The 24,958-nt window shown below is 60.4% G+C and carries 19 protein-coding genes and 10 pseudogenes; 13 read left to right on the top strand and 16 right to left on the bottom strand.

Annotation, left to right across the window (positions count from 1 at the left end; all coding sequences use genetic code 11):
• Window positions 1-99: 99 nt before the first annotated feature.
• The 4 genes and pseudogenes from A3A9_RS0134580 to tnpC form a co-directional block, all read right to left on the bottom strand.
• Window positions 100-1,101 carry a tyrosine-type recombinase/integrase gene (locus A3A9_RS0134580; protein WP_027033269.1) on the bottom strand — a complete coding sequence of 334 codons (1,002 nt, stop codon included), beginning with the start codon at window positions 1,099-1,101 and terminating at the stop codon, window positions 100-102.
• Window positions 1,098-2,021: a tyrosine-type recombinase/integrase gene (locus A3A9_RS0134575; protein WP_027033270.1), complete on the bottom strand. Its 924-nt coding sequence runs from the start codon at window positions 2,019-2,021 to the stop codon at window positions 1,098-1,100. Before A3A9_RS0134575 ends, A3A9_RS0134580 begins: the two co-directional genes overlap by 4 nt.
• On the bottom strand, window positions 2,018-3,259 hold the full coding sequence (locus A3A9_RS0134570) for a site-specific integrase (RefSeq protein ID WP_027033271.1): 1,242 nt from the start codon (window positions 3,257-3,259) through the stop codon (window positions 2,018-2,020). The genes A3A9_RS0134575 and A3A9_RS0134570 overlap by 4 nt, the downstream gene beginning before the upstream one ends.
• A gap of 183 nt (window positions 3,260-3,442) precedes the next feature.
• Window positions 3,443-4,029, bottom strand: a pseudogene (gene tnpC, locus A3A9_RS43435) (IS66 family transposase); the annotation flags it as partial.
• Window positions 4,030-4,205: 176 nt separating this feature from the next.
• Between tnpC and A3A9_RS46640 the strand changes: the two are divergent.
• The 5 genes and pseudogenes from A3A9_RS46640 (at window position 4,206) to A3A9_RS42220 (ending at window position 7,055) form a co-directional block, all read left to right on the top strand.
• Complete coding sequence (locus A3A9_RS46640; RefSeq protein WP_224713154.1) at window positions 4,206-4,577, top strand: site-specific integrase; 372 nt, start codon at window positions 4,206-4,208, stop codon at window positions 4,575-4,577.
• Entirely contained in the window at window positions 4,469-4,879 is a 411-nt protein-coding gene (locus A3A9_RS43430; RefSeq protein ID WP_082222373.1) for a hypothetical protein, read from the top strand. The genes A3A9_RS46640 and A3A9_RS43430 overlap by 109 nt, the downstream gene beginning before the upstream one ends.
• Window positions 4,803-5,425: pseudogene (locus A3A9_RS43425) on the top strand (tyrosine-type recombinase/integrase). The gene A3A9_RS43430 and the pseudogene A3A9_RS43425 overlap by 77 nt, the downstream one beginning before the upstream one ends.
• A gap of 36 nt (window positions 5,426-5,461) precedes the next feature.
• Window positions 5,462-6,235, top strand: coding sequence for a tyrosine-type recombinase/integrase (locus A3A9_RS41530; protein ID WP_202596441.1), 774 nt, complete (start codon window positions 5,462-5,464; stop codon window positions 6,233-6,235).
• A 4-nt stretch (window positions 6,236-6,239) separates the two neighbouring features.
• Window positions 6,240-7,055, top strand: a complete 816-nt coding sequence (locus tag A3A9_RS42220) for a tyrosine-type recombinase/integrase (RefSeq protein WP_063827826.1) — start codon at window positions 6,240-6,242, stop codon at window positions 7,053-7,055.
• Between the two features lie 65 nt (window positions 7,056-7,120).
• Here the strand turns inward: A3A9_RS42220 and A3A9_RS46430 are convergent.
• Together A3A9_RS46430 and A3A9_RS43420 are read right to left on the bottom strand one after the other, a co-directional pair.
• Window positions 7,121-7,342: pseudogene (locus A3A9_RS46430) on the bottom strand (IS66 family transposase); the annotation flags it as partial.
• Window positions 7,343-7,725: 383 nt separating this feature from the next.
• On the bottom strand, window positions 7,726-8,856 hold the full coding sequence (locus tag A3A9_RS43420; RefSeq protein WP_080680522.1) for a GlxA family transcriptional regulator: 1,131 nt from the start codon (window positions 8,854-8,856) through the stop codon (window positions 7,726-7,728).
• 726 nt (window positions 8,857-9,582) lie between these two features.
• On the opposite strand from A3A9_RS43420, the pseudogene A3A9_RS40410 reads away from it, so the two are divergent.
• The 3 pseudogenes from A3A9_RS40410 to istB form a co-directional block, all read left to right on the top strand.
• Window positions 9,583-9,753, top strand: a pseudogene (locus A3A9_RS40410) (transposase); the annotation flags it as partial.
• A 177-nt stretch (window positions 9,754-9,930) separates the two neighbouring features.
• Window positions 9,931-11,476 (top strand): annotated as a pseudogene (istA, locus tag A3A9_RS41525) (IS21 family transposase).
• A gap of 16 nt (window positions 11,477-11,492) precedes the next feature.
• Window positions 11,493-12,268: pseudogene (gene istB / locus A3A9_RS41520) on the top strand (IS21-like element helper ATPase IstB).
• Between the two features lie 442 nt (window positions 12,269-12,710).
• Here the strand turns inward: istB and A3A9_RS41515 are convergent.
• A pseudogene (locus tag A3A9_RS41515) lies at window positions 12,711-13,763 on the bottom strand (IS110 family transposase).
• Between the two features lie 65 nt (window positions 13,764-13,828).
• Here A3A9_RS41515 and A3A9_RS44530 point away from each other — a divergent pair.
• A pseudogene (locus A3A9_RS44530) lies at window positions 13,829-14,567 on the top strand (IS3 family transposase); the annotation flags it as partial.
• A 23-nt stretch (window positions 14,568-14,590) separates the two neighbouring features.
• On the opposite strand, the gene A3A9_RS46070 reads toward A3A9_RS44530, so the two are convergent.
• The 9 genes and pseudogenes from A3A9_RS46070 to A3A9_RS46045 form a co-directional block, all read right to left on the bottom strand.
• Complete coding sequence (locus A3A9_RS46070) at window positions 14,591-15,598, bottom strand: hypothetical protein (RefSeq protein ID WP_224713155.1); 1,008 nt, start codon at window positions 15,596-15,598, stop codon at window positions 14,591-14,593.
• A 6-nt stretch (window positions 15,599-15,604) separates the two neighbouring features.
• A complete protein-coding gene (locus A3A9_RS46065; RefSeq protein ID WP_245279202.1) occupies window positions 15,605-16,321 on the bottom strand; it encodes a recombinase family protein in 717 nt (238 codons plus the stop codon).
• Complete coding sequence (locus tag A3A9_RS46060) at window positions 16,278-16,661, bottom strand: recombinase family protein (RefSeq protein WP_224713157.1); 384 nt, start codon at window positions 16,659-16,661, stop codon at window positions 16,278-16,280. The genes A3A9_RS46065 and A3A9_RS46060 overlap by 44 nt, the downstream gene beginning before the upstream one ends.
• Window positions 16,651-16,848 carry a hypothetical protein gene (locus A3A9_RS0134480; protein ID WP_027033277.1) on the bottom strand — a complete coding sequence of 66 codons (198 nt, stop codon included), beginning with the start codon at window positions 16,846-16,848 and terminating at the stop codon, window positions 16,651-16,653. Before A3A9_RS0134480 ends, A3A9_RS46060 begins: the two co-directional genes overlap by 11 nt.
• Before the next feature lie 1,196 nt (window positions 16,849-18,044).
• Complete coding sequence (locus A3A9_RS0134470; RefSeq protein ID WP_152536266.1) at window positions 18,045-18,341, bottom strand: hypothetical protein; 297 nt, start codon at window positions 18,339-18,341, stop codon at window positions 18,045-18,047.
• Between the two features lie 1,056 nt (window positions 18,342-19,397).
• Window positions 19,398-19,514: a hypothetical protein gene (locus tag A3A9_RS46635; protein ID WP_420686455.1), complete on the bottom strand. Its 117-nt coding sequence runs from the start codon at window positions 19,512-19,514 to the stop codon at window positions 19,398-19,400.
• 11 nt (window positions 19,515-19,525) lie between these two features.
• Window positions 19,526-19,783, bottom strand: a pseudogene (locus A3A9_RS40380) (VirB8/TrbF family protein); the annotation flags it as partial.
• Window positions 19,784-19,816: 33 nt separating this feature from the next.
• Window positions 19,817-20,284, bottom strand: coding sequence for a hypothetical protein (locus A3A9_RS46050; protein WP_224713159.1), 468 nt, complete (start codon window positions 20,282-20,284; stop codon window positions 19,817-19,819).
• Window positions 20,276-20,824 (bottom strand): annotated as a pseudogene (locus A3A9_RS46045) (methylmalonyl-CoA mutase family protein); the annotation flags it as partial. The pseudogene A3A9_RS46045 and the gene A3A9_RS46050, both read right to left, overlap by 9 nt.
• Window positions 20,825-21,190: 366 nt before the next feature.
• Here A3A9_RS46045 and A3A9_RS0134445 point away from each other — a divergent pair.
• The 4 genes from A3A9_RS0134445 to A3A9_RS0134425 all read left to right on the top strand — a co-directional run.
• On the top strand, window positions 21,191-21,871 hold the full coding sequence (locus tag A3A9_RS0134445; RefSeq protein ID WP_027033282.1) for a methyltransferase domain-containing protein: 681 nt from the start codon (window positions 21,191-21,193) through the stop codon (window positions 21,869-21,871).
• Window positions 21,872-22,489: 618 nt separating this feature from the next.
• A complete protein-coding gene (locus A3A9_RS0134435) occupies window positions 22,490-23,326 on the top strand; it encodes a hypothetical protein (RefSeq protein ID WP_032925901.1) in 837 nt (278 codons plus the stop codon).
• A 70-nt stretch (window positions 23,327-23,396) separates the two neighbouring features.
• On the top strand, window positions 23,397-24,407 hold the full coding sequence (locus A3A9_RS0134430) for a hypothetical protein (protein WP_027033284.1): 1,011 nt from the start codon (window positions 23,397-23,399) through the stop codon (window positions 24,405-24,407).
• A gap of 130 nt (window positions 24,408-24,537) precedes the next feature.
• The coding region (locus tag A3A9_RS0134425; protein ID WP_033839069.1) for an aminopeptidase P family N-terminal domain-containing protein at window positions 24,538-24,958 on the top strand (421 nt) is incomplete at its 3' end.

The raw sequence follows: 24,958 nt of genomic DNA, 5'->3' as shown, positions 1-24,958 counted from the left end.
AACTATGCCGAGCGCCTCTTCCGATCATGGCGGTATGAAGCGCTTTGCCCGCCATTTCGACCAAGAACCGGTCGTTGACACTCGGCATAGTTCTCATGCTCAAAGGGCGTTCAGGAACTCAAGAAGCCGGTCGTTTGGTCGAAATCGTTCGGCCTTTGCGCGTTCGTATGGCTTCAGCTTGGCAAGTGCGGATTCCTTCAGCTCAAGATGTGCGTGAAGATAGGTCAGCGTCGTTTCCATCGCCTCATGGCCCAGCCATAGGGCGATGACCGAACAATCGACGCCCGCCTGCAGCAGCTCCATGGCAGCGCTGTGCCTCAAAACATGGGGCGACACCCGCTTCGAGCGGAGGGTGACGCAGTGTTCGCGAGCCTTGGCGACATATTTGTTCAGCAGCGCCTGCACGCCGTCGGCGCTCAGCTTGCTGCCGTGCATGTTCGGGAAGAGAGCCGTTGCACCCCGCTTCCTGGGCTCGTTGAGCCAGCCCCGAAGGGCTTGCTGTGCAACCTTGGTGAGCGGCGTACTTCGCTCCTTGCGGCCCTTGCCAACGCATCGCACGTGGGCACCGTGCCCCAGCATCACCGAGTGCCGGTCGAGATCGATGATCTCCGAGACCCGCAACCCCGTTTGCGCGGCCAGCAACAGCAGAGTGTGATCACGCCGTCCCAGCCATGTGCTGCGATCCGGACAGGCCAGGATCGCTTCAATCTCGGGCCTGGTGAGAAACTGAAGCTGTCGCTTGTCGCATCGCTTGCTCGGGATCGCGAGCACGCGATGAATCTGGGCGCTATGGGCCGGCTCCTCGAACGACGCATATCTGAAGAAAGACCGAATGGCCGTGAGGCGGAGGTTCCGGGTCCTCACTGAGGCGGATCGCAGTGTCTCGAGGTCCTCCAGGAATGCGCCGATGAAAGGCGCGTCCAAATCCCGCAGTGTCAACTGCGACGGAGACCTGCCAAGGCGTGTCTGCGCGAATGCAAACAGGAGCCGGAAGGTGTCGCGGTAGGAGGCGATGGTGTTGGAGCTTACGCCTCGATGTCGCATGAGCCGATCGGTGAACCACCGCTCGATCAGCACGGCCAGATCGTTCGAGGCACTCATGAGCGAACCTCCCACCGCTCATCCAGCAGTCGCGCGGCATGGGTCATTAGCTCCGGCGCGGCGGATAGATACCAGTAGGTGTCGCGAACATTGGCGTGGCCGAGAAAGGTCGAGAGGACTGGCAGTTCCCGCTCGACATCTTCGCCCGCACGATACCAGTTGGTCAGGGCCTGGACAGCGAAACGGTGACGAAGATCGTGAATCCGCGGACCATTGCGCTGCCCCCGCTGCCGCAGACCGATCTGTCGCGACAGCTGCCAGAACACCCGGTGCACGTATTGGTGCAGCAATCTGCCGCCCTGCTCGGCGACAAAGAAATAGGGGCTACGAGGTGCGACGAGATGCACGTCGCGTCGCGCGGCATAGTCCGACAGCACGGCGACCGTCGTGGCATGGAGCGGGACCAGCCGCGACTTGCCGAACTTCGTCTCCCGAATGGTGAGGATACCTTGGTCGAGATCGACGTCGTCTCGGCGCAGGTCGAGCGCTTCGGAATGGCGTAGCCCGGCGACCGCTATCAATCCGAACAGACAATGATATGTCCAGCGACGCAGGGCGTTGGCCGGCGGCAGCGACAGTGCCGCCGCCAGAAGCGCCGTGATCTCAGCATCGTTATAGATGTAGGGCTTTGCACGCCGCGCCGGCGACACAGCGTCTTGAGGTGGCACTTCCGTCATGGGGTCGAAATGAGCGAGGTGCTGAGCGAAGCAGCGCACATCGGTTAGGCGGATGGACCAACTCGGTTGTTGGCCGATCAACGTCACCCACTTCATTGCCAGCGCCGTGGTGACGGTCTCGGCGCCGCGAGCCTCCATGAAGGTGACGAAATCCGACAACCGTCGAGCGGGGCCATGATACTTGTATCCCAATCCCTGGCGCATGCCCACATAGCGCTCGAGCGCTGTTCGAAGACGGCTCATTGGACACCTCCCGGCCAGGGCAGGCTCAGTTCGCGCAGCTTCTCGATGTCGAGCTTGGCATAGATCCTTGTGCTGTCGATGCTCCGGTGACGAAGCAACTGGCCGATCTCGGCAAAGCTGGCCCCCGACCGCAGCAGGTCGGTCGCAAGGCTGTGGCGGAAGAGGTGCGCGCCGTGGTGCGCATAGCCGTGAATACCCGCCCGCTCGAGGGCCTCCTTCGCGATCATCGTGATGGCGCAGCCTGAGGCAAAGCCGACGTGCGGAGCAAGCATTCGCAGAAATAACCGGCGACACGGTGAAGCCGGCCGCCCATGCCGGATGTAGGCGACGATAGCTGCACCGACGTCGTGGCGTAGCGGCATCATCGCTTGCCGCCGTCCCTTGCCATGGATGAGGACACTGCCCAACTGCCAATCGATATCGTCAAGACTGAGCGCGGCAACCTCGCCGGCGCGCAAGCCCAGCTTGGCCAGCGCCATCAAAACCGCATAGTCGCGAAGCCCCATTGCCGTGGTCAGATCGCAGGCATCGAGAACCACCTGAACCTTCTGTGGTGGCAGGAAGGTTGGTAGGCCAGCAAGCCGCCAGCGACGGATCGACGGCACACAATCGGCCAAGGCCACCGAAATGAAGCCCTTCAGATGCAAATAGCGCAGGAAGGCGCGCACCACCCCGCACATCGCCTTGCCGCTGTCGGCGGAGCCATCGAGAGCATGTCGCTCGACATAACCGATGACGATCTCCGGGGTGAGCGCTGCAAACCCATCTGCGCCAGCCGGACAGACCTCCTGCAGAAATCGGCGTGAGAGCAGCTTGTGGCTTTCCACCGTCGAGGCGGCGAGCCCTCTCTCATTCGTGAGGTAAGCCGCGAACACATCAACAATCTGCTCGTACTCCGTGCGCTCAATCGGAAGGGCGGTTGGTATCAAACCTTCTTGCCGTAACGCGGCAAGCAAGCGCCGGAGCGCCGATCGGTCGCCCGAATCGATGCTCCAGTGTTTGGAACGGTGCTCAAGAAACCGCTCAACATGAACTTCGCTTAAATCCTGGAGATCGTGCCCGTTGCCGACATGCCAGTCTCTCAACTCACGAAATAGGCTTAGCGATCGCCAGGTGCATTGCCGACCGAAGCCTTCGTCCGACAATCTGCCCGCATAAACGCGTGCAAACTCGCCATACGGCCCGTGGATCAGCTTCCGATACAGTGTGCTGCGTTGCAGATAGTCACTTGCGTTCATGTGTCCTCTCCTTCGCGTCTATTGCGACGGAGAGAGCCTAAGCTATGCCGATCCAGCTACCGCTACGTTGAGGAAAGTGTTGGTAAAAACTTGCTCACTCGGCATAGTTCGACGGTCGGCAAAAAGCTGCTTATGCCGCGCGCGGCATAAGCAGGTGGCCAGCAGCGTAGCGATGGTGGCCTATGTCCGCCCGCCGCCGTCGCTGCCAGCGAAGAGGCTGGTCTTTCGTGTAATTGTCTGCGGCCTGATCGCACGTTCGACGGCGTTGGAGTCGAGCTCGATACGGCCGTCGGCGAGGAAGCGCTCGAGCGCGGCACGCCGACCGAGCGCATAGCGGATCGCCTCGGCGGGCTTCGATTTACCCGACAGCTTCGGCAGCTCGTTTTCCCACGGCCTGAAGAGCGCGGCGACGATGGCGGCGGATTTCTCCTGACGCGCTGCTATTCGTGCTGCCGGGTCCTGGCCGGACGGCCTCCTCGATGGCCCACAGCGGGGCCATATGCACCACGGTCTGCGAGGCGATGGTGGACGAGCTCGCGGCATGCAGTTCGTAGAACTTGCGCCGCGTGTGACCAACAGGCCGCGATCGTCACCGCGTCATTGGCCCGATCGGGCTTGGCCAGCCGGTCATAGGCGGCGTATCCGTCGACCTGCAGGATGCCGCGATAGCCGTCCAGATGGCGGGCAACACATTCGCCGGTGCGGCTGTCCTTGAAGCGATAGACAACGATGGGCGGTCCGCTGCCGCCAAAGGGCCGATCATCCCTGTTATGTAGATCTCTCCATAAGCGCGATTATGCGCACCCGTTGATTATGCGCAGCTCACCGGGACAGCTAGCCAGTTTTCTTCGGTAGATCAGTAAGATGGTAGCCGGCATTCGAGCTATGCGATGCGCATAATCCTAGTGCTTCCTTCCGAGCGCACTCAACTCGGTAGGAGATCTACATGCAAAAAGCGATCATCCTTCAGCCACAGCCCCGCGCTTGGTTGGAAGACAGTATTCTTCGGCCCTTTGTTTCGCAGTACGGTGAGCAGTTGCAGCGAAGGCGATATGCGCCGAGCACGCAGCGCGCCTATCTGTGCTGCGTCGCCCACTTCGCCCATTGGCTGACTCAAGAAAGGTACGACCTAAAAGCGATCGGCCAGGGCGCTGTTATGCGCTTTCGGAACACCAGCCGGCGTGCGCCTGCCCCGACCCGGTCCGTCGTTTGCGTCATGAGCTGCAGGCGGCTCTGGGTCATCTTCTCGAGGTGCTCAAAGCTGGCGGCGTGGTGCTCCAGTATCCGGCCCGCAAATCCGCCATCGAACAGGAGCTGACGCGCTTCGATGCCCACATGCGCTACGTCTCGGACAACACGCGTCGGAAGCGTTGCCGAGTGGTCGAAGGATTTCTTGTCGAGCATTTCGACGAGCAGCCGATCTCCATGGCGACCGTCAGCGCCACATCCATCCGCCGCTTCGTCCTTGGCAAACAGGGGCGAAGACCCGCCACCGTCGCCGCGAACGGCGTCATCATTGGTCTGCTATCTGCGCTTCCGCAGCATGTCCGGCGACTGGGTAGGCGATCTGAAGGCCGCGATCCCCAGGGTCGCACACTGGCGGTTGGCATCACTGCCTGAGGTGCTGACCGACGCCGAGATCGACGAACTGCTGAGTTCCTTTGATCAGACGTTCCCGTCGCGCCTGCGGGCTTATGCGATGGTGCGGTGTCTGATCGATCTCGGTCTGCGTTCCAGCGAAGTCGTCAAGCTGCAGCTCGACGACATCAACTGGGCCGGTGGCACGATCAAGCTTGTCGGCACCAAGAGCCGACGCGCCGATGCTCTGCCCCTGCCGTCCGCTACGGGAGCGGCGATTGCGGCCTATCTGCACGAGGAGCGGCCCGCGACGTCGAACCGGGCCATATTTGTTCGCCAGAACCGATTACGACCAAGAGCGTCAAACGCGCGGTACTGGCCGGCTACCGAAGATGTGGATGGATGCGAACCGGCGTCCACATTCTCCGCCACAGCATGGCCAGCCGACTTCTGCGCACTGGCGCGCCGATGAAGGAGATTGCGGACATCCTGCGGCATCGAAGCCTCGATACGTCCGCCATCTACGCAAAAGTCGATCTGACCAACCTTGGAGCCGTGGCCTTGCCGTGGCCGGGGAGCGCGCAATGACCGGCGCGCGCACTGCTCTCACTGGCAAAGGACTATTTGTCCGAACGCCGCGCCCTTGGTTTCGCCCTCAGGATGGAGGGTCATCAAATCACCTCTTTCGCCCTGTTCGCCGACGGGCGCGGCCATAGTGGCCCGCTCACCAACGATATCGTCCTGAACTGGGTGCAAGGCCAGGCCAAGCGGACCAGTCCCTTCTCATGGGCCCGACGCCTCGAAGTCCTTCGCCCGTTCGCGAGGTATCTGGCCCGGCTCGATCCCGACACCGAGTTCCCCCAGACCGCGACCTTTGGTCGTTCACACCGCCGCCTCGCACCGCACATCTATTCAGAGCGGGAGATCTGCGACCTTGTGGCCGCCGCTTGGCGCCTGGGCCCCGAGGGCGGATTGCGGCCGGCAACCTACGCGACAATCTTCGGGCTGATCGCCGCTACGGGTCTGCGCCGGTCAGAAGCACTCCACCTGCGCTGCAGCGATGTCGATCTCGATGGAGTCTTCCTCACGATACGGAACACCAAGTTCCGCAAGTCGAGGCATGTGCCCATACACGCCACCGTCGTAGCCGAGCTACGGCGCTATCTGGCGGTTCGGGCGCGTCATGGTGCGCTTACCGAGGACTCACCCCTATTTCTGTCTCCGGCGGGCGGATTTATCGCCAAGCGGCGCATCAATAAGGCTTTCCAGAAGCTTCGCACCAACCTTGGTTGGACCCGCGCGGGGCGGCCATGGCGCGGTGCGCCTTCACGACCTGCGCCACACTTTCGTTTGTCGTCGTATCCAGCTCTGGCACGAACATGGCGCCGATATCGATAACGCCATGGCGGCGCTCTCGACCTACGTCGGCCACGCCAAGATCTCCGATACCTATTGGTATCTTGCCGGCGTCCCGGAACTCATGGCGATCGCGGGCAAACGGTTCGAGTTCTTCGCCTCTACGGTTGGAGGGATCGTCATGTCTGATTCCAAGCTGACACCGTCCTTCCCCAGCCTGCTTCAACGCTTTTTCATCGCGCATCTCGGCAATCAGCGAGCCGTCAGTTCGCGCACCATCGCCGCCTATCGCGATACCTTCCGATTGTTGCTCGGCTTCGCCGAGGCGACGGCACCCACCCGGCTGACTCTGACCGACCTCGATGCGCAGTTGATCCTCGGCTTCCTCGACCACTTGGAGAAGGAGCGGAGCAACGGCGCCCGCACGCGCAACGCCCGCCTGGCGGCGCTCCGCTCTTTCCTCAAGTATGCCGCCCACTACGACCTAACCGCGCTGCCCGTCATCGAACAGGTGCTAGCCCTTCCGATGAAACGGTTCGACCGGCCGGTCCTGGGATTTTTGTCACGCGAGGATATGCAGGCGATCCTTGACGCACCGGATGCGCGGATCTGGGCGGGTGAGCGGGATCGCGCGCTGTTCAGCATGATGTACAACACCGGCGCCCGCGTGTCTGAAGCCATCGGTCTGCGCGTCGGCGAGGTCGTCGTCGACGGCTCGGCGGTCGCGCACCTGCATGGCAAGGGGCGCAAAGACCGCAGCGTGCCGCTCTGGCGTACGACCGCCAACCCGCCACGACGCACATGTACCTTAGGCGGATCTTGCCATGAAGGAGCGCTACGCTCAACCGACTGTTGCCCATGACGGCCAGTCAAGGCCGATATCGGCCGCCGGACCAGCTCATGCAGTTCCTGTTGAGCCTTTAAGAGTTATGCGCAGTTCGCCTCTTCGAAATAGTCTGGGAAGCCGATGGTTAGCGGGTCCTGTCCCGGTGAGCTGCGCATAATCAACGGGTGCGCATAATCGCGCAGATAGGCCCACGAATAAGCCATCTTGGCCTTACCCGATCCCGGCGCCAGCGTTGGCAGCGTGGTCTCATCGGCAAAGACCCGCTCGCCCTGCTTGATGCGGGTCAGCGCGTACTCGGCCACGGCTCAAGCGTTGCCTGCAAAGGGCCTTCGCCCTAGCCGACGGTATCGAAACCTTCGCCGCCTCGACCATCGCCGGCAAGCGTCGCGCACTGGAGCGAAGTCTGGACGACAACTTCGCCACCACAACGTCGTGCGATCTGGCCCGCGACATCCAAAACAAGTTCAGGCGAGCTCGCGATCAACTTTTGACCTTTGCCCAATGGCCAGGAATGGTCGACGCAACGAACAACGCCTGCGAACGCGCCCTCAACCTATTCGCCGCCGCGTTTCTCGTCTGCCGATGGGCAACAATCCTGATCGGTCACGTTACCGCTCACAACACAGCGACTCCTTCGAGTTAATCGTGCTCAGAGGCTTCGCAGAGAGCCCTTGGGGAGATCTCGCTAGGATGAGCGCTGAGTATTGGAACTCAGTCTAGAAGCGCAAGCAGCAACCTCCGCAATATCGTCGCCAAGTCGGCGATTAGCAGTAGCAGGGATGTGCCCCGGTTTTTCGCCGAGCTGCCCTCCGACGAGCGGATTATACGGGTGATCTTGTCCGACTTCGCGCAAAAACAACCGAGTTTGATGTGGGGCGCAGCCGTGCATGATTCGATAAACTTTCGCGAAATGTGATGCCGAAACGAATCCGCACGCTATCGCTATCTCGATAACTGATAGCCTCGAGGTGCGAAGCAGCAACTGAGCGCGTTCCAGACGAAGTTCTAGGTAGTAGCGGCTCGGAGTACGTCCTAATTCCCGCTTAAAGAGTCGCTCGACTTGGCGGCGCGTAAGTCCAATCGCTGCCACCAATCCATTGATTGATTTGGGGTCGCAGATATGTGCCTCCATCTGATCGATGATTTGGACGACTGCCTTGTGATTGAAACGTATGCGGGAATTTGGGGGGAGGCGTTGACGATCTCCAGCCGAGCGAACACGACATGCAACGGCCTTCTCGCAGATGCGATTTACGACGGCAACTCCATGGTCGCGTCCAACTAGATCTAGAAATGTGTCAAACGATGCGTCTCCGCCAGAGCAGGTATACAGGTCACCGTCTCTTTCAAATGCGGCTTGTGTAGCTATAACGCTTAGAAATTGCTCCTGAAATAGCGGGAATTGCTCCCAGTGCACTGCGCAGCGGCGACCCTCCGCAACCCCCGCTCGAGCAAGGACAAAGGTTCCGCCGCCTATGCCGACGAGGCGTGCGCGACGGTGGCGGCACTCTCTGAGCCAAGCCTCCAACTTGCTGTCATTGCGAGGGAGGGAACGGCCTCCGCACACTATGGCGATGGGAGCTGGAGTTGATCGCAGGTTGCGGTCACGCTCCGAGCGCAAACCCACCGCCGGACTTATGGTAATGCCGCAGCTCGACGTTACCGGTTGTCCGTCACCCGAAACAACCTGACAACTGTAGGCGTTTTGCCCGGTCGCTTCATTCGCCAGCGTAAGCACTTCGATCGCAGAGGAAAAAGCATAGAGTGAGAAGGCCGGAAGCAGATAGAAGTTGCATCTAAAGGATGCCGTCTGCATGTTTCGCATTAGGGCCTCGTTTATCGACACTTCGAGCCTCGCGCGGGTTGAGGTGCGGTCAGTTGTTGCAAAAATGAATGCCTTAGCCACGATCGTGAGTACATTCTTTGTGCCCGGGTAACTCGTTAGGATTGGACAGACGCCACCCCCAAAGGATTGTTCGATGTCCGCCAGGGAGCCTGGTCGCCGTCCCATACGAGGCTTCGATGCAAGAGGCCCTGAGGGTTCGTCCGACGCGAAGTTTTGGAAGCCGCTAGGCAAATGCCGGCAGTCTTAAGCTCGAATAGCCTAGGACCCTATGAGATGTTAGCTCCTCAACTCTGTTCGCTACGGATCTCGACCCCCGCTTTGAGACTGTTAGCCCTCTCCACGTGACAGGCTAATATTATCCTGATCGCAAGCGAGTTATCGCCAAAAGCTGGTACGGCTTGGAATGGGTATTGCAAACGTCGCAGGCCGGCGAGAGACTCTCCCATTATCAGGCGACAGTCCCCTCGGAGGCTGCCGCAAAGATAGCCGGCGGTTGGTGCAGCCGACTCCCAATCAACGACTTCTCCGTTTGGCGATTTTTTCTCAATCTCTCCAGTGGAGATCGGCCAGCGAGCCGATGCCGCGAGAGGTGCTGGCAGAAGTTGCAATCTTACCTTCTCATCGACGGTGTGACCTGCCACTGAGAATTTCCACCATCTGAGATTAGAGTCCGGGCCTTGATTGAAGGACGGACTGATGAAGAGAAAGCGGTTTACGGAAGAGCAGATCATCGCGGTTCTCTGCGCGAGCACGAGGCGGTGCAAAGCGGGCGATCTGGCCCGCAAGCACGGGGTCTCCGAGGCGACGCTGTATAACTGGAAGGCGAAGTATGGCGGGATGGACGTGTCGGACGCCAAGCGCCTGAAGTGCGTGTTTCGGTAATTCCCGGACACCCTTTTCGCTAAATCCCGGACAGTGATTTCAGTAATTCGCGGACAGCGATTCCGCTAAATCCCGGACAGTTTTCGGGAGCGGATTTAACGGTCGGTTCTCGGCTGCGCCGTTCTGGCAGTTTGGCCTCTCACGATGACGTTGAGAGGGGCCATGCCGAGACGGAAGCAAGCGAGACGAACGAGCGTGAGGGATATCCAAGCGATCTTGCGCCTGACCCATGAGCAGGGTCTTTCGGTGCGTGAGGTGTCGGAACGGCTGAAGGTCAGCAAGACGACGGTATCGACCTATTTGCTGCGGGCGCGGGAGGCCGGGCTGGCATGCTGGCCGCTGCCGCCCGGCCACGACGAGGCGACGCTTGAGCGGCTGCTGTTTGGCCGTGCCGGTCGTCCGCCGCAAGACCTGAGCGAACCGGACTTTGCGCTGATCGCCAGGGAGTTGAAGCGCAAGGGGGTGACGCTGACGCTGTTGTGGCAGGAGTATCGCGCCGCCCATCCCGACGGTTACGGCTACACCTGGTTCTGCGAGCACTTCGCCGCTTTCGAGCGCCGGACGAGCGCGACATTCCGCAACCGGCATGCGGCGGGCGCGGATGCAGACGGACTATGCCGGGCAGACGGTGTCGGTGATCGATCCGGCGACCGGCGCCATTTACCCGACGCAGATTTTTGTCGCGGTGCTGGGCGCCTCCAATCTGACCTTCGCCTTTGCCAGCTCTAGCCAAAAGCTGCCGGACTGGATCGAGGGCCAGGTGCGAGCGCTCGCCTTCTTCGGCGGCGTCACCAGAGCGATCGTGTGCGACAACCTGAAGGCCGGTGTCGTCAAGGCGCTGTGGTTCGAGCCGACGCTGAACGCGACCTTTGCCGCCATGGCCGAGCACTACGATACCACCATCCTGCCGACCCGCAGCCGCAAGCCGCGCGACAAGGCCAAGGTCGAGGGCGCGGTGCTGATCGTCGAGCGCTGGATTCTGGCACGGCTGAGGAATCGATCCTTCTTCTCGATCGCCGAGCTCAACGCGGCGATCGCCGAACTGCTCGAGGAGTTGAACAACCGGCCGATGCGCCATGTCGGCCAAAGCCGCCGCGAACTGTTCGAGGAGATCGAGCGGGCTGCCTTGAAACCGCTGCCGGCAGCACCGTTCGAATACGCCGAGTGGAAGTCGGCGAAGGTGCATCCTGACTACCATGTCGAGGTCGACAAGACCTTCTACTCGGTGCCGCACCGGCTGATCGGGCGCACCGTCGAGGTGCGGCTTACTCATCGAGTGGTCGAGATCTTCCACGATCACCAGCGTGTCGCCTGCCATGTCCGTCGCTCGCAGCGTTCCGGCCAGGTCACCGTCAATGAACACATGCCCAAGGCGCATCAGCGCTACGCCAACACCACGCCGGCCAGCCTGATCAGCCGGGCGGCCGGGATCGGCCCCAACGCCGCCATTCTGGTCGAGCGCATGATGCGCGACCGGCCGCATCCGGAACAGGGATACCGCTCGGCCATGGGCATCCTGTCGCTGGCGCCGCGCTATGGGCCGGAGCGTCTCGATGCCGCCTGCGAGCGGGCGCTGCTGATCAACGCGATCGCCTACACCTCCGTCACCGCCATCCTCAAAGCCGGCCTCGACCGGGCCAGCTCCGCAGAACCGGCAAAGCCGACACCCCAGCACGCCAACATCCGCGGCTCCACCTATTACCAGTGAAGGAAAGGAAGAAAGAATGCTGACGAACCCCACCCTCGACCAGATGCAGGCCCTCGGTCTGGCCGGCATGGCCACCGCCTGGCGCGAGCTGGCCGAACAGAACAACGCCAACGAGCTCAGCCGTGACGAGTGGCTCGGCCTGATGCTCGACCGCGAGGTCGCTATACGGGCCGACAAGCGCGTCCGGAACCGGCTCGCCTCAGCCAGGCTGCGCTTTCCCGAAGCCTGCATCGAGGACATCGACTTTGCCGCGCCGCGCGGGCTCGACCGGCGCGGCACCATGGCGCTCGCCCAGGGCGAATGGCTGAAAGCGCATGAGAACCTGATCGTCACCGGCCAGACCGGAACCGGCAAGTCGTGGCTGGCCTGCGCCTTCGGCCGGCAAGCGGCACGGCTCGATCATTCCGTGCTCTATGTGCGCGTGCCGCGCCTGTTCGAGGATTTGGCGCTCGCTCGTCTCGATGGCCGCTTCCCACGCCTCATTGACAAGCTCACCCGCGCGCAACTGCTCATCCTCGATGACTTCGGAACCCACTCCCTCACCGACCAACAGCGCTTCCATCTGTTCGAAATCGTCGAGGAACGCTATCGCCGCAAATCCACCCTGATCACCGCCCAGGTCCCGGTGGCCAGATGGCATGACCTGATCGCAGACCCACCGTCGCCGACGCCATTCTCGACCGGATCGTGCACAACGCCCACCGCATCGTGCTCCAGGGCGATAGCATGCGAAAGCAAAAGGCCGCGCCCCTCTTGACCGGCGTCGAAAACGGCGAAATCAATCATCCATGAATGCAACAAGGCACCCGAGGACCGTCGCCGCCAAACTGTCCCGACATTAGCGAAATCGCTGTCCGGGAATTAGCGGAACCCCTGTCCGGCTTTTGCGAAATGCGCACCTGAAGGCCTTGGAAGACGAGAATGCCAAGCTGAAGAAGCTGCTCGCAGACCAGATGCCTGAAGCCTCGGCGCTGCGTGAGCTTCTGTCAAAAAATGTACGGTCCGCCCGTCCGTGCAAGGGTTCGCGACATCGCCGATGACGATTCCAGTTGCATAAATGTATCCGGCCTCTCGCGAGTGAGCTGCTGTTGCAGCCAGGCCATGATGAGATCCGCGCACGCCGTTCCCAATAAATGGTTCGGGCACGAAGCCCACTTTTTTGCACAGGGCTTACGGCATGCTGATCCATTGTTTCGTCATCACTATTCCCGAGCCTTGCAATCGAGCCGGAGCGTCAGGCGAAAGCAGGGCCCCTGCGTTCGTAGAGCGCTCCCGGCTTGGTCAGGACAACCCAGACAATGCGCGCCATCTTGGCGGCAAGTGCGACAACAGCTTTGTTCGGGTGCATACGGCCCTGCAACCCGTCAAGCCAGCTTCCCAGGCGATCCTGGGTTCGATCCAGGTGACGGAAGCATGATCGCGCGCCATGAACGAGCAGCTTGCGAACGTAGCGGTTCCCGCGCGTTGCTGATACCGAGTAGCTTCTGCTTGCCTCCGGTCGAGTATTCTCGAGGGACCAGCCCCAGCCATGCGGCCAGCTCGCGAGCCTTCTGGAACTGGCATCCGGTGCCGACGGCCGCTAGTAGCGCGGTGGCTCCCAATGCTCCGATTCCGGGGATCGTCATGAGCCGGCGGGCCACATCTTCTCGGTCTGCGATCGCTGCGATCTCCCTCGTCACGTCGTTGATGCGCTGCTCCAACTGGCGCAGATCTGCGAACAGGTCCACGAGCAGTTTGCGCATTGCCGGCGAGAGGTCATTCGAAAGGTCATCGAGAACCAGTGGCAAGTCGAGCTTGAACAGTCCGGCGCCCTGTCTCAATGCGATGCCGTATTCCAGGCAAAATGCTCGCATCTGGTTGATCAGACGGGTTCGCGTGCCGATCATCTGGTCGCGCACCCGATGCAAAGCTTGGAGGTCGGATTGCTCCTCGCTCTTGATCGCGGCAAATCGCATCGTCGGTCGCGTGGCTGCTTCGGCGATAGCAGCGGCATCGATGATGTCGCTCTTGTTCGACTTGACGTATGGCTTCACGAACTGCGCTGGGATCAGGCGACCCTTGTGCCTCAGTGCCTGAAGTCTCCTGGCGATCCATTGCGATCCAGCGCACGATTCCAACCCGACGATTGCCGGCGCTGCCCGCTCAAAGAACTTCATCAACGTATCGCGTCGGAAGCGAACTCGCTGGACGGCTCGCCGTCGCTGTCCAAGCCCACGACGTGGAAGATGTTCTTGCCGATATCGCCACCAGAGACGGCCGCAGGGCGCGGCGCATTGCGTGGGGACATTGCAACCTCCTTTGTTGTGACTGCCCAGATGATGCTGCGGGAGGACGGGGCGGACCATCCCATTAATGGTAGGGCCCGCCGCCAAGCGCGAACCCGTCGCGCATCTGCAGGCCGTCATGGGCCTGTCGGAGCGCCGGCCTGTTCCTTTGTGGGCGCTGATCGCAAGATGATCCGCTACCAGTCCCGGCGTCCGCCCGAGACGGAGCTGCGTGGTCGGCTGCGTGACCTCGCCAACTAGCGCCGACGCTTCGGCTACCGGCGGCTGTTCATCCTGCTCGGGCGCGAGGGCGAGGCATCTGGGGTCAACCGCATCTACCGGCTGTACCGCGAAGAAGGACTGGCCGTGCGCAAGCGACGCTCCAGGCGCCGAGCGGTAGGGACGCGGGCTCCGATCCTGGTCCAGGCGAAGCCGAATGCACGCTGGTCGCTGGATTTCGTGCATGACCAGTTCGCCTGCGGCCGGAGGTTCCGCGTGCTCAACATCGTCGACGACGTGACGCTCGAATGCCTGGCGGCGATTCCGGCCGCCGGGTGGCGCGTGAACTGACGGAACTGATCACCCAGCGCGGCAAGCCGGGTATGATCGTCTCCGACCACGGCACCGAGTTCACCTCGAACGCCATCCTCGCCTGGTCGAAGGATCATCGGGTGGAATGGCACTACATCGCGCCGGGCAAGTCGATGCAGAACGGCTATGTCGAGTCATTCAATGGATGGATGCGCGATGAGCTCCTGAACGAGAGCCTGTTCTTCGGCCTGGATCACGCCCGCAGTGCCATCGCTGAATGGACGGGGGACTTAAATCCTGTTTCATAACGCCCATCTGTCTATGTCGTTGAAGTAAATAGGTTTTGTTGATCGGGATGCGATCTTGTGGGGTATTTTGGATTCTGCCGCGCACGATGAACGATGCTCTGAGCCGCCGGTTCGCCGAGCGTTGATCGGCTGAAGATCCACGGGCCATCCGGCAGAGGATGAACGCCTTCGATCTCGCCCGCCTCGGCGGCGAGCCTGAGGGTCTTCGGTGCTACGCCGAGAAGGCGCGCCGCCTTGTTCAGGTTAAGCCATGGCTCTTTGCCGTCCGCCGCTGGCCGGAAGACAGGGATCTTATGATGCGACCTGTGTGCGGTGACCCGTTCGCGTGTCCATCGATTGCCGTGGCCGGTCACCAGTCCATTGCGGTTGAGGATGCCGGCAATCAGATCATCATTGGCGATGAGCACCAGTTGGCGGACGGCCGAGATGATATCGCCGGACGTGCTGTTGCGCTGTCCACGGCGCCGCTTTGGCAGGCGCAGTTCAGTATGGACGCCGCCAACCCAATGGATCAGGAGAACGATATCTGACGCTTCTTCATCGATATCGGCGACCACCTCGTGGATGACGGTGCGCACGATGCGCTTCTTGAGCCTCGCGTCGGTCGTCGGCGCCGACCAGACAGTCTTGAGATCGGCGGCGAGCGCGGCGACGTGTATTGGCGACAGAAGTGATGGTTCCAATGTCGAGCCATCATGCGCGGCAATCCGGCTCTCTATCTCGCCGACACGCGTGAGCGCCCGGTTCCATCGCAACTCCAGTTCCGCCGCGACCAGCCGGTTCTGCGGATCGATGGCGTCGTACTGCCGGAATGCCCGATCAGCGCTGTAGCGTGCCGCCTCGAGATCGCGCACCAGCGCATCACGAACCTGATCGCGGCGACTGGCCGCTTGTGCTTCGGCCTCGACGGCAGCGGTAATCGCTCCCGGCTCGACAACCCGCAGAAGAGCTTCCTCGATGGCGTCGTCGACGCGCAATCCTCCGAATGCGATGCAGCGCGGCTCGCCATTGTCGAGCAAGCCCCGCTAACACGAATAGCGCGGAATGTTATGTTTGGTCCCTGTGTACCGGACCGTCAGCTTGCGTCCACAGCGCCGGCAGCGGACAAGGCCGGCGAGCAGAGCGTTGCCATGCTTGGGCGCCCCGTGATGCCCGCTCGTGGGTACGTTGTCGCTCACCATCTTGCGGATCGCTTCCGCCCGTTCCCAGCCGACGTAGCCTTCGTGTGCACCCGGGATCAGCGCCAGCCATTCATCACGCGCCTTACGGCGGCTGCGCGAGCGAATGGCTGTTGCATCATATCCCGACGCAGCACGAGTCTTACCATAGGCGTAGGCGCCGCCGTAGATCGGGTTCTCGATCATTCGGTGGATGGTCGCATAGCTTGGCCTGCGCCAGACCACATCGCCATTGTTGCGCTTGGCTGGCAAATCCAGCCCATGCTCGAGGAACCAGAGCAGGGCCTGCCGGGCGCTGCCGAGTTCGGCCACCTTGTCGAAGACGAGAATGATGGCGTCCTGGACACGGCGATCGGGATCCTTCTCAAGCCTGTCGCCGACCTTCACGAAGCCGACCGGGGCCGTGACAATGAGCTCGCCGCGCCGGGCCTTCTCGTAGCGTGCCGACAGGGAACGCTGACGCAGAAGATCAAGCTCATATTCGTTGAGGCTGCCCTTCAGTCCCAGCAGCAGCCGGTCATTACCCTGACGCGGCGCATAGACCGTCTCCTGATCGACCAGCACGGTATCGACGACGCGGCACATCTTTGAGTTGCTGCCAGTCACGGCTGTTGCGGGCGAAGCCCGATACTTCCCGCGCCGCGACCGCACCGACCTTGCCGAGGCAGACTTCGGCTACCATTCGGTCGAATCCGGCACGTGTGACGCCGCCTGCGGCAGAGCGGCCGAGATCGTCATCGACCGTCTCGATGCAAGACCAGCCGAGTGCCACCAGGCGATCGCGCATCGCACACTGCAGGGCGCGGCTCTCACGATTGTGCAGAACCTGATGGGCCGAGGATTGCCGCACATACAGGATCGCCTTGCGCTCCAGATGGTGGGGCCGGATCTTCTCATGCACCATGGCGCGCCTCCTCCCGTGGAACGGCGCGCTCGCCGTCGACGTGGTCGAGGATCAGGCGCACCATCAGCGTTCTAAGCGTCAGGCGCGTCTCTTCCGGCAGCGCCTGCCATGGTGGCATCTGCGCGGTCGGCGCATCGTGCGGGTTGGAGAACAGATCGAACTGATATGTCGTGGGCTGGCGCGGCATGGACCTCTCCCCGATTCGCGTCGTGAGGACCCGATGCTGCGCCCGAATCCTCCAATTGCGATGGGGTGTGGGAATTGGCCGTCGCGTCCTGCAGCAGTGTCACCAAGACGCCAAGCGTTCTGGGATCGACATGTGGGGCAGCGGCAATGCGCCACGCGGTGCAGACCGCGCGATCAAACATCCAGGCCGGAACCTCCAGCCACCGATCGGAGGCGTGGCCAGAGAGACTGCAGCGGAAAACCTCCCGGTCAACCTTCTCGATCACCTCATGAACGTGAACACGACGCCTGGCCCAGGGATGCCATGGATAAAGAAGCTCGCGTTCCTCGGTCCCGTGGGGGTTCTCTCGTCGTGTTGTTCAACTCTGCAAGGCCACATTCCTCGCTCGGCTACCAGACCCCGGCGGCCTATGCCGAGGTCATCACCGTAACCGGCTCCGACGCTGCGCTAATCGAAGGCTCCGCGTCTTCGCCGGTTGCTCATCCCGCGCCCCACGGCGTAACAGAAACGGTCCAGGCTCTAATCGCCGCTGGATAAGGTTCAGTGGCAGGTCAGGTGTCCGCGAGTAGCTGGGGCCATATGTTTGATCCCATGCTTTGATTCTACATTTTCTTCCGAGTCGAACGAGGTACTATGGGAAAGTTCTACATGGCCGCGCCACGACGGCAGAGGCAGTCCGTCGAGCAATACAAAATAGTTGTGTCTGGACGGCAATGGGATGGTGCGGGTGCGGTCGCGTCTCCGGCCCGTTGCTGTGATCTTGTGCTCGCTGGCTCTGATGGTATCCGATGATCCTTTGGCCTGATCGAGCGGGCGAGTTCGAAGTCAATCTCGATCGCGCCGACATTCATCGATCCAATGCGTGCGATCGGCCGGGGCGTTCGTGGCTGATTGGAATTGCTCATGCGCGGTAGACCGGCCAAAGGAACCTTGAAATGAGGGTCTTAAGATCGTTGTTGTTGTCTTCATCAAAGACATACAGCAACTCGATCTCGGAAAACGCCAGGGGCTCGATCAACCCCTCAATATTCGCCCCGTCGCGACAGGCATTGCGGAGCAACTTCAATAGCCGTTTGTTGAGGTCCCACGTGTGCGACAAGTAGGAAGCCGCCGATCCAACAACGCGCGGGTGCGATCGGAAAAGCCATTAGCAAGCGCGACGCGACGTAGACGGGGGAGCACATCGGCCACGATCGTTATCGATCTGCCAGATCCCATTGGCTGCACATTATAAGCAGATAAGCGTTGAGTTCGGTTCGTTCCGCCGCCGTTGCGGTAGGGCTCTCGCGGCTGCACGCCTCGACGAATTCGAACGGCGTCGCTTGGTGATCTTTTGAAAAATCGATCAGTCTGGCGGCGTGGCTAACTTCCTTCGAGCCGTTCAGTTCACCGAGACCTTTAGAAATCGCCTCGTTGGTTTTATGCGGAAAAACCCGCCCCCAGAGTTCGTGCAGCGTTTTTTCTGTCGAATGCTTGGCCGCCTCCGCAAACACTGCGCCCATCCAACGATTGACAACTTACTGTGATGTCGCTGACGGCGGGCGCGGCATAAGCGAGCTAATAAAGCGCCGAACGGCCGTTCTGCTCGTGGGCACAGCAAGCAGTTTCAGGACATCATCTAACTCAAGACGCTCGGCGTTAAACGTCTCAATTAAGATCCGGACGCACGTCCTCGACGCGCTGTCATACTCCCGGGAGGTGAAGACCTGTTCAAACGTCTCACCGACCGCCAGGTACCGACGCCGGTGCGCTTGACCTGCCACCCGCTTTCCCACGCGGCCGCGATCGCTTCAAGATATTTGTAATCACCGGTGCGCCGTCGCTTGGAAAGCGCGGTCGGGACCTCTGGCGCCCGAGAGTCGACGAGATACCAGAGCGCGGCCGCAAGGTCGTTTTTCTCATCCCTGGAACCCGATCACGACATGCCGATGTCAACCATTCCAAGCCTCTTCCTCAGCTGGAAGCATTCTGTCGACCAACGCGCCGGATCGACCCCGGCCAGGGGCCGGACGTCCTTGACTGGCCGAGGCTCCAGCCAGGCTTTGAATAGTTCTTCGAGCCCGATAAGACCGACTTCGAAGTTCGATCGCGGTAAGCGCAGATGTGGCGAAGGGCAATCGCGCGTCCGTCGGCTGCAAATTCCTGCACGATCGCACCCTCGAATTCCTCAACCTCGTCCACAACCGGGACCTTGCCCGGCTTAGGCGCAAGCTTGTCGAGTTTCGTCGATAGAATTTCAAGGATGGCGCTGTCGGGAATGGCGCCGTTATTCAGAAGTGCCCAAATCAGCTGTTTGAATTTTCGCTTGTACCCTGTGCGTGTCTCGGGCCTCGCCAGCTTGCCCGCGCCAGGGTGAAGCAAACTCGGTCCGTCATTTCGAGCTCAAATTCGGGATCAGGCTGGTGTCCCGGCGCGCGTCGCGGAAGTCCTCGCCAGAGCGATCCGCAATTAGGAGATGTCGCTGCTCTGCCGCGCCGACCACATTCAGGTGGACGAACCTGACGCCTTCTTAGCAGCGGCTAGTTCGATCCGTGACGGGGAGCGGCTCCCTAGATCGTTCGAGGGCGCGGTGGTGACGCCCTGGCGAACGCTGTCAGCGTTCGACTGGAGCGAAACTCGAATCCCGCGAACGGCCCTCTGCAAAAAGAGCTGTATAGGGCGGCGATCAGGGTCGTCTTGCCCTGACGACGCGGGGATCGGCATACTCGATCTGTTGCGGGAAGCCCGCGCTCGAGGCCGTGCCGAGCTTAAAGACCTTGACGATGTACGGTTCACCATGGTTGACCTGCGTGCTCTGGAAGAGCGCATAGGAAAATCCGATCACCGCCATGGCAATGCCGGCGATGCTGACAAGACGCCAGGCGGCCGCCGCCTTCACATAAGAGCCATAGCGTTCGTTCCGCTCCTGCCGCGCGGCAAGATAAGGGGTTGTCGGGCGGGTTGCCTGAGGCCATGCCGAGTAGTTTCCTCACTTAGTGTCGTCGATCGGCGGACCCGGCCGGAAGGCTGTACGCCCGCCCGATGCCGGCTCTGATCTAGCTTGGCATCGGCAAGCCCCAGGAGAGAGCCCGCAAAGGTGCCGGGCGACGCGATTGCTCTTTCCTTTGCCGCCGAGCCGGCCGCCCATCCGGCGCTGCCGATGAAGCCATATCTCGAAGTGCAGCACCCGCATGGACGAGACCCGCCAGCTCTTGCGTCGCTCGCCGTCTGCGCGCCCTGGACACGGCCCTCGCTCCAAGAATGCGCCGTCTTCGGCGAAGGTTGGGGTCCGCCCGCCCTGCCGGATCGCTCCATGCCGCCGGCGACCGACGCGCCCTGCACGACCCCCTTGGGCGATCGACGGCACATACATCGAGATGATGAAGACCACGACCGAGATGCCTGTGATGGCGAGCGTGGTGATCGGTCCGAGGTCGCGATCGGCGGCCACGGCCATGCTTGCTGCTTCTTGCGGGGTTGGAAGAGCGGCCCCGCGACCAGGTCGAAGCCGAGATCGCCAAACGCAGATGCGATTACTTTGGCGCCCCAGTCACAGGCCATCCTGGCCGAGCTTGGCCACCATCAGCTTCGGTTGACGGCCGAGCGGACGGAAAGGCGGCGCCTTCGAGATCACTTCGGCGTACAGCCGCGTAATCGCCGAAGGCGCGGCGCAAAGTGTTGGAAAATCTCCCCAACCGCCGTGCGAGTGCGCACCGCTTCGATCGCCGCTTTGAGCGTATTGCCCTTGCCATTGGCCGCAGTCTCACCAAGCGCGGCAAGGGCTGCGTCAACGCGCTTGGGATCGCGCTGACGCGTTTTGTTTGTTCTAGACGACGGATCTGCGCGTCTCGCACCGCCGCATTGTCGGACTCAGTCTCCAACCGGTACTTATTGACGCCGACGATCACCTCGTTGCCGAGGTCGATCGCGGCTTGGGGCGCGTCGCCGCCGTCTCGATCAGGTGATTTCGCAGTCCCTCAATGACGGACTTGGTCAATGCCGCCTACCACGAGGTTGGTGGTAGTGTGGCCAACCGGCACGATCCATGGCGAGCACGGGAAGGCGCACTGTTTTTTGACTCCAACGGCTCAACCCGTTGCCTTACAGATATGACATATTTGTTAATATATTTTACGAATATTTCACAAGCAGGCTATAAATATTACCGTACTGTCGCTCTTTGTAGAATTTGTACTACAAAATATACTCATTTTGATGATTGACATCATAATTTATTCTATCCATCCTCGGGCTCTGAGGACTCGAAACTGAATGAGGCGGTTTTTTTACGACTCTGAAGTCTCCCAGACGGTCCTGAGCCGATCGCAGTGTCTATCGTGTCTAGCTCGAGGAGAGCAGGAATATGACGGAAATTGACCGGATAAAGACGAGACTCAAACTTAGCCAACAGCGCACTTTCCCGCTGCGGATGCAGGAATTTGGACTGGACTTGGCCGTTCACGAAGGTGTCTATCCCCCACAAGATTTCCACAGTTGGCGTTGGTATACTGACAATTTTCCTCCCGTTGAAGGAAAAAGCATTTTGGAGATCGGCTGCGGCTTCGGCCTTCCGGGACTATACCTCGCAAAACTCGGCGCTGCGTCGTTGGTTGCCTGTGATATCGATCCTAAGGCGGTCGCGAACGCGTTAGAAAATGCTGCAAGAAACGGCATCAAGAACGTTGAGGTAATCGAAAGCGACATCTTTACAAATGTTCCACCGCACCGAAAATTCGATTTCATATTTTGGAACTATCCGTCGGTCTTTGCGCCGGATGACTACCAGTATGAGGACAACATCGAGCGAGGAGCCATCGACCCGGGTTATGGATTGCTCTGCCGCTATCTATCGGAAGGCCCAAAATTCCTCACAGAGGCGGGCAGCATCCTCTTAGGCTTCCCCGGTGGTGCGCGGGACGATCTCCTCTCGGAAATTATCGGCGCAAACGATCTCACCGCCGAATTTCTCGGGGCCGGCAACCATCCTCGTGTGAGCCAGATCAACAGGATGTTTTCCCTTCGCAAAAGGGGCCTAAGCGTATGACTTCAGAACTGTTGCATTGCCCTTTGACTGCCACTTGTCCAACCCGATTGCGCGCGACAAACCTTTCGTTCGAGCCGCAATCAGCTGAACATGGCCCAACGGCTAGACGGAACGACAGATCGCGAGCCTCAAAAGATGTACCGCTGCGGCAAAATCGATCTCCTTTAGACAAGGCCGATCGGTGCAGCACGATCATGGAAATTGCGTCAGAGGACGCCGATCAGCGATCTATGCATATAAATGCTCCCTTTAGCGCAAGGCTTCCGTCGAACGGTCTGAACGTGCGATCCTGGGACGGCGCTGGGCTTTCGACACCTGCTGTAGGTTGTCAAGTATCAGACACGGTAGTGTTCGGCTCGGATACCGGCCGCACTCTCATGTAACCCATGATCCCTAAGAGAAAAGTTTTCTGGGCTTTTCTGAGCAGTTGGTACGACTTTTGAAACTCCTTCAACATAAGGCGGCAGGGCGCCAACGGATGTTCATGTCTTGGATCAGATCGCGATCGATGGAATGAAGGAAAGCAGCATGTCAGGTCCATGTCGCCGGTCTCAGCTTCAGACTGAGCGCTCTTGACGGTCGGCTGTGACCCAAGGCCACGGGGCAATGAGGTGGACAATGGCGCCAGCAAGTGGACTGCACAGCAGCATTCAGGGGGCGAAGCAAGACTTCACGGCAGCCTATAATCGCAAGTGGCCGCACGCCTATTTTCGCGCGCATTTGGCCTTGGACTATATGATCCCAGATCGGGCCAAGCCGGTCTTCGAAAGGATCTTCGCCGATTATCGACGCGTTCGAAACAAGACTTGGTTGAAAATTATCGATGTCGGTTGCTCCTATGGCGTCAACGCCGCCTTGCTGCGCACCGATCTCGATCTCGACGATCTGTATGCTGCCTATCTGGAACCCAGCGGATCTCTCTCGCGCCGACAGGAGACTGAGCATCGCGCTTTCTTTCGCGATCGCGGCCTCCGTGACGACATTCAGTTCGTCGGCGTGGATCCATCGTTCCGGGCTGTTAGATATGCACGGAATCTGGGGCTGCTGAAGGCTGGCATCACGGGGGATTTGGAAACCCGTGACTTGACCCCCAATGAACGTTGCGCCCTTGCGGGTGCGGATATTATCATCAGCACAGGCTGTGTGGGCTACGCCACGGCGCGAACCTTTGCACGCGTGTATAAGGCCTCCGCGACGTCACACCCATGGGTCGTCGCCTTTGCAATGCACCCCTTCAGTTATGACGACATCGCGCGGACACTTCGGGGTTTCGCTTTGGAAACCAAGGTTGTAGATCGGTTAAGACAACGCCAGCGCCGCTTCTCCACACCAACGGAACGGCAAGCAATCCTGAAGGCTATGGCCAAACTCGGCATGGAGGATCGCCTAGAGCGCACGACCGGCTATATCTACGCGTCCTGCTACATCTCCGCACCGTCACGCGAAGTGCTCTGAGCCTGTCATGGACAGTCTGACGTGCGCTGCTGCCTCTCTGGGAGCCTCCCCGGCCCAGAATTTTTGGCGCATGTTCTTTCTCATAAGCGCGCCAGGCGTAAGAGCGACCGGGCTGCTCCTCTTCGTGTTCGCACTTGAGTTCTACATCACACCCTCACTGCTAGGCGATCGGAACACAATCGTACCACGGAAGCTGATGAACGCGACGCCTAACTGGCCGCTTGCGGCCACCGTTGCCACCGTGTTGCTCGCGATCACGCTCGTGCACTACGCAATATCCAACTATTTCGTGGGAATCGAACCGCTGCTCGGCTCTCAGCGAGGCGTTGGCCAATCAGCAGGCTCTACCCTTCGCCATTCAACCAGCGCTTACTTGCAACTCGTTGACCTCGCCCCGGTCTTGGTGCGCGCCGTCGGAGGTAGTGTCTGCTTTCCGGCCGGCCTCCCCAGGCGTTGTGAGCGGGCTGCGCTTGGTGGTAAGCTATTATGGGACTTTAGCGTGATCGTTGCTGTGTTCCTCTTGGTTAGTCCCATCCTGATCATCGTCCAGATCTCATCCAGCTCTTCACGCTTCCTCGATTTCCCCCCTCCGGGCCTGTCAGTGCAATGGTACGATGCCTATGTCACAAGCGAGGCCTGGGTCTCCGCTACGTTTGAGAGTTTGGCAGTTGCGATCTCTATCGTGTTTGCGCGCCTGTCCCCCGGTTCAGCGGCTGCGATAGGATTCGTTCGCGGCAGTCGGCGAATGCGCCGCGTCGGGTACCAGCTATTGCTCGCACCGCTGATCGCGCTGGTAATCATTAGTGCGGTAGCGATCTACTTCCTCTTTGAGCCACTGCAACTCGCCATGCAGGCCCAGAACATAAGACTCGAGCACGTTGCCTTGAGTTTGAGCGCCCCGCGACTTGTTACGATTTCGCCAATCGTACTCCTGTTCATCTGTCCGGCGTTAATCATCGCTGGGTTCTTTGCCTTCCGGTGGTGCGTGAGCGGGCCAGACACGATGGCCCTGCCAGGAAGGTGTGGTCGGGAATTCGGGAAGAGATCACACCCACGATTACTGAGGTATCAAGTATACTGATCGCATTTGCAATCTGTTTCTACGTCAGATTTGAAGCAATCCGCCAGAGGGAGGAGCGGCTGACCGAATAAAGGTGATGTAGTTTGGCAATGAAGGAGCCACGACGGTGACCGAGCATACGAATAGCGGGATGGATTTCCCTGTTGAAGAATATAAGACACGCCTTCAACGCACGCAGGAGGAAATGGCAAAGCATGATCTGGACGTGTTACTCCTGCATCAGCCCGAGAACATTCAATATCTGACAGGTCTCGACGCTGGGGCGGGCTTTTTCTCATATCACGCCGTAGCGGTTCCGAGCCATCGCGATCCAGTGCTGATCTTGCGCGATGTAGAAATCCCAGCAGCGNACCTCACGTCTTGGGTCACGAGCCACACGAGCTACGCAGATTCATCCGATCCGATCCGCGTTTCACTCGACGCGGCGCGGAGAGCCCTCGAGGGCTTGGGCTTGGCGGCCGGGCGTGTCGGCGTGGATGAGCACTCATGGTTCTTGACACTAGAACGGTGGAAGATGCTGCAGGCGCTGCTGCCAAATGCGACTTTTGTCA

Origin of the sequence: Mesorhizobium loti CJ3sym, assembly GCF_000472785.1 — a bacterium.
GTDB classification, from domain to species: domain Bacteria; phylum Pseudomonadota; class Alphaproteobacteria; order Rhizobiales; family Rhizobiaceae; genus Mesorhizobium; species Mesorhizobium loti_E.
This window is presented reverse-complemented; position numbering and strand designations above follow the sequence as displayed.

Bases quoted from the DNA above. Each gene is read 5' to 3' on its own strand.
- A3A9_RS0134580 (WP_027033269.1), bottom strand. From the start codon at position 1,101: ATGAGTGCCTCGAACGATCTGGCCGTGCTGATCGAGCGGTGGTTCACC.
- A3A9_RS0134575 (WP_027033270.1), bottom strand. From the start codon at position 2,021: ATGAGCCGTCTTCGAACAGCGCTCGAGCGCTATGTGGGCATGCGCCAG.
- A3A9_RS0134570 (WP_027033271.1), bottom strand. From the start codon at position 3,259: ATGAACGCAAGTGACTATCTGCAACGCAGCACACTGTATCGGAAGCTG.
- A3A9_RS46640 (WP_224713154.1), top strand. From the start codon at position 4,206: ATGCAAAAAGCGATCATCCTTCAGCCACAGCCCCGCGCTTGGTTGGAA.
- A3A9_RS42220 (WP_063827826.1), top strand. From the start codon at position 6,240: ATGGCGGCGCTCTCGACCTACGTCGGCCACGCCAAGATCTCCGATACC.
- A3A9_RS43420 (WP_080680522.1), bottom strand. From the start codon at position 8,856: ATGCAGACGGCATCCTTTAGATGCAACTTCTATCTGCTTCCGGCCTTC.
- A3A9_RS46060 (WP_224713157.1), bottom strand. From the start codon at position 16,661: ATGGTGCATGAGAAGATCCGGCCCCACCATCTGGAGCGCAAGGCGATC.
- A3A9_RS0134480 (WP_027033277.1), bottom strand. From the start codon at position 16,848: ATGCCGCGCCAGCCCACGACATATCAGTTCGATCTGTTCTCCAACCCG.
- A3A9_RS46050 (WP_224713159.1), bottom strand. From the start codon at position 20,284: ATGGCCGTGGCCGCCGATCGCGACCTCGGACCGATCACCACGCTCGCC.
- A3A9_RS0134445 (WP_027033282.1), top strand. From the start codon at position 21,191: ATGACGGAAATTGACCGGATAAAGACGAGACTCAAACTTAGCCAACAG.
- A3A9_RS0134435 (WP_032925901.1), top strand. From the start codon at position 22,490: ATGGCGCCAGCAAGTGGACTGCACAGCAGCATTCAGGGGGCGAAGCAA.
- A3A9_RS0134430 (WP_027033284.1), top strand. From the start codon at position 23,397: ATGTTCTTTCTCATAAGCGCGCCAGGCGTAAGAGCGACCGGGCTGCTC.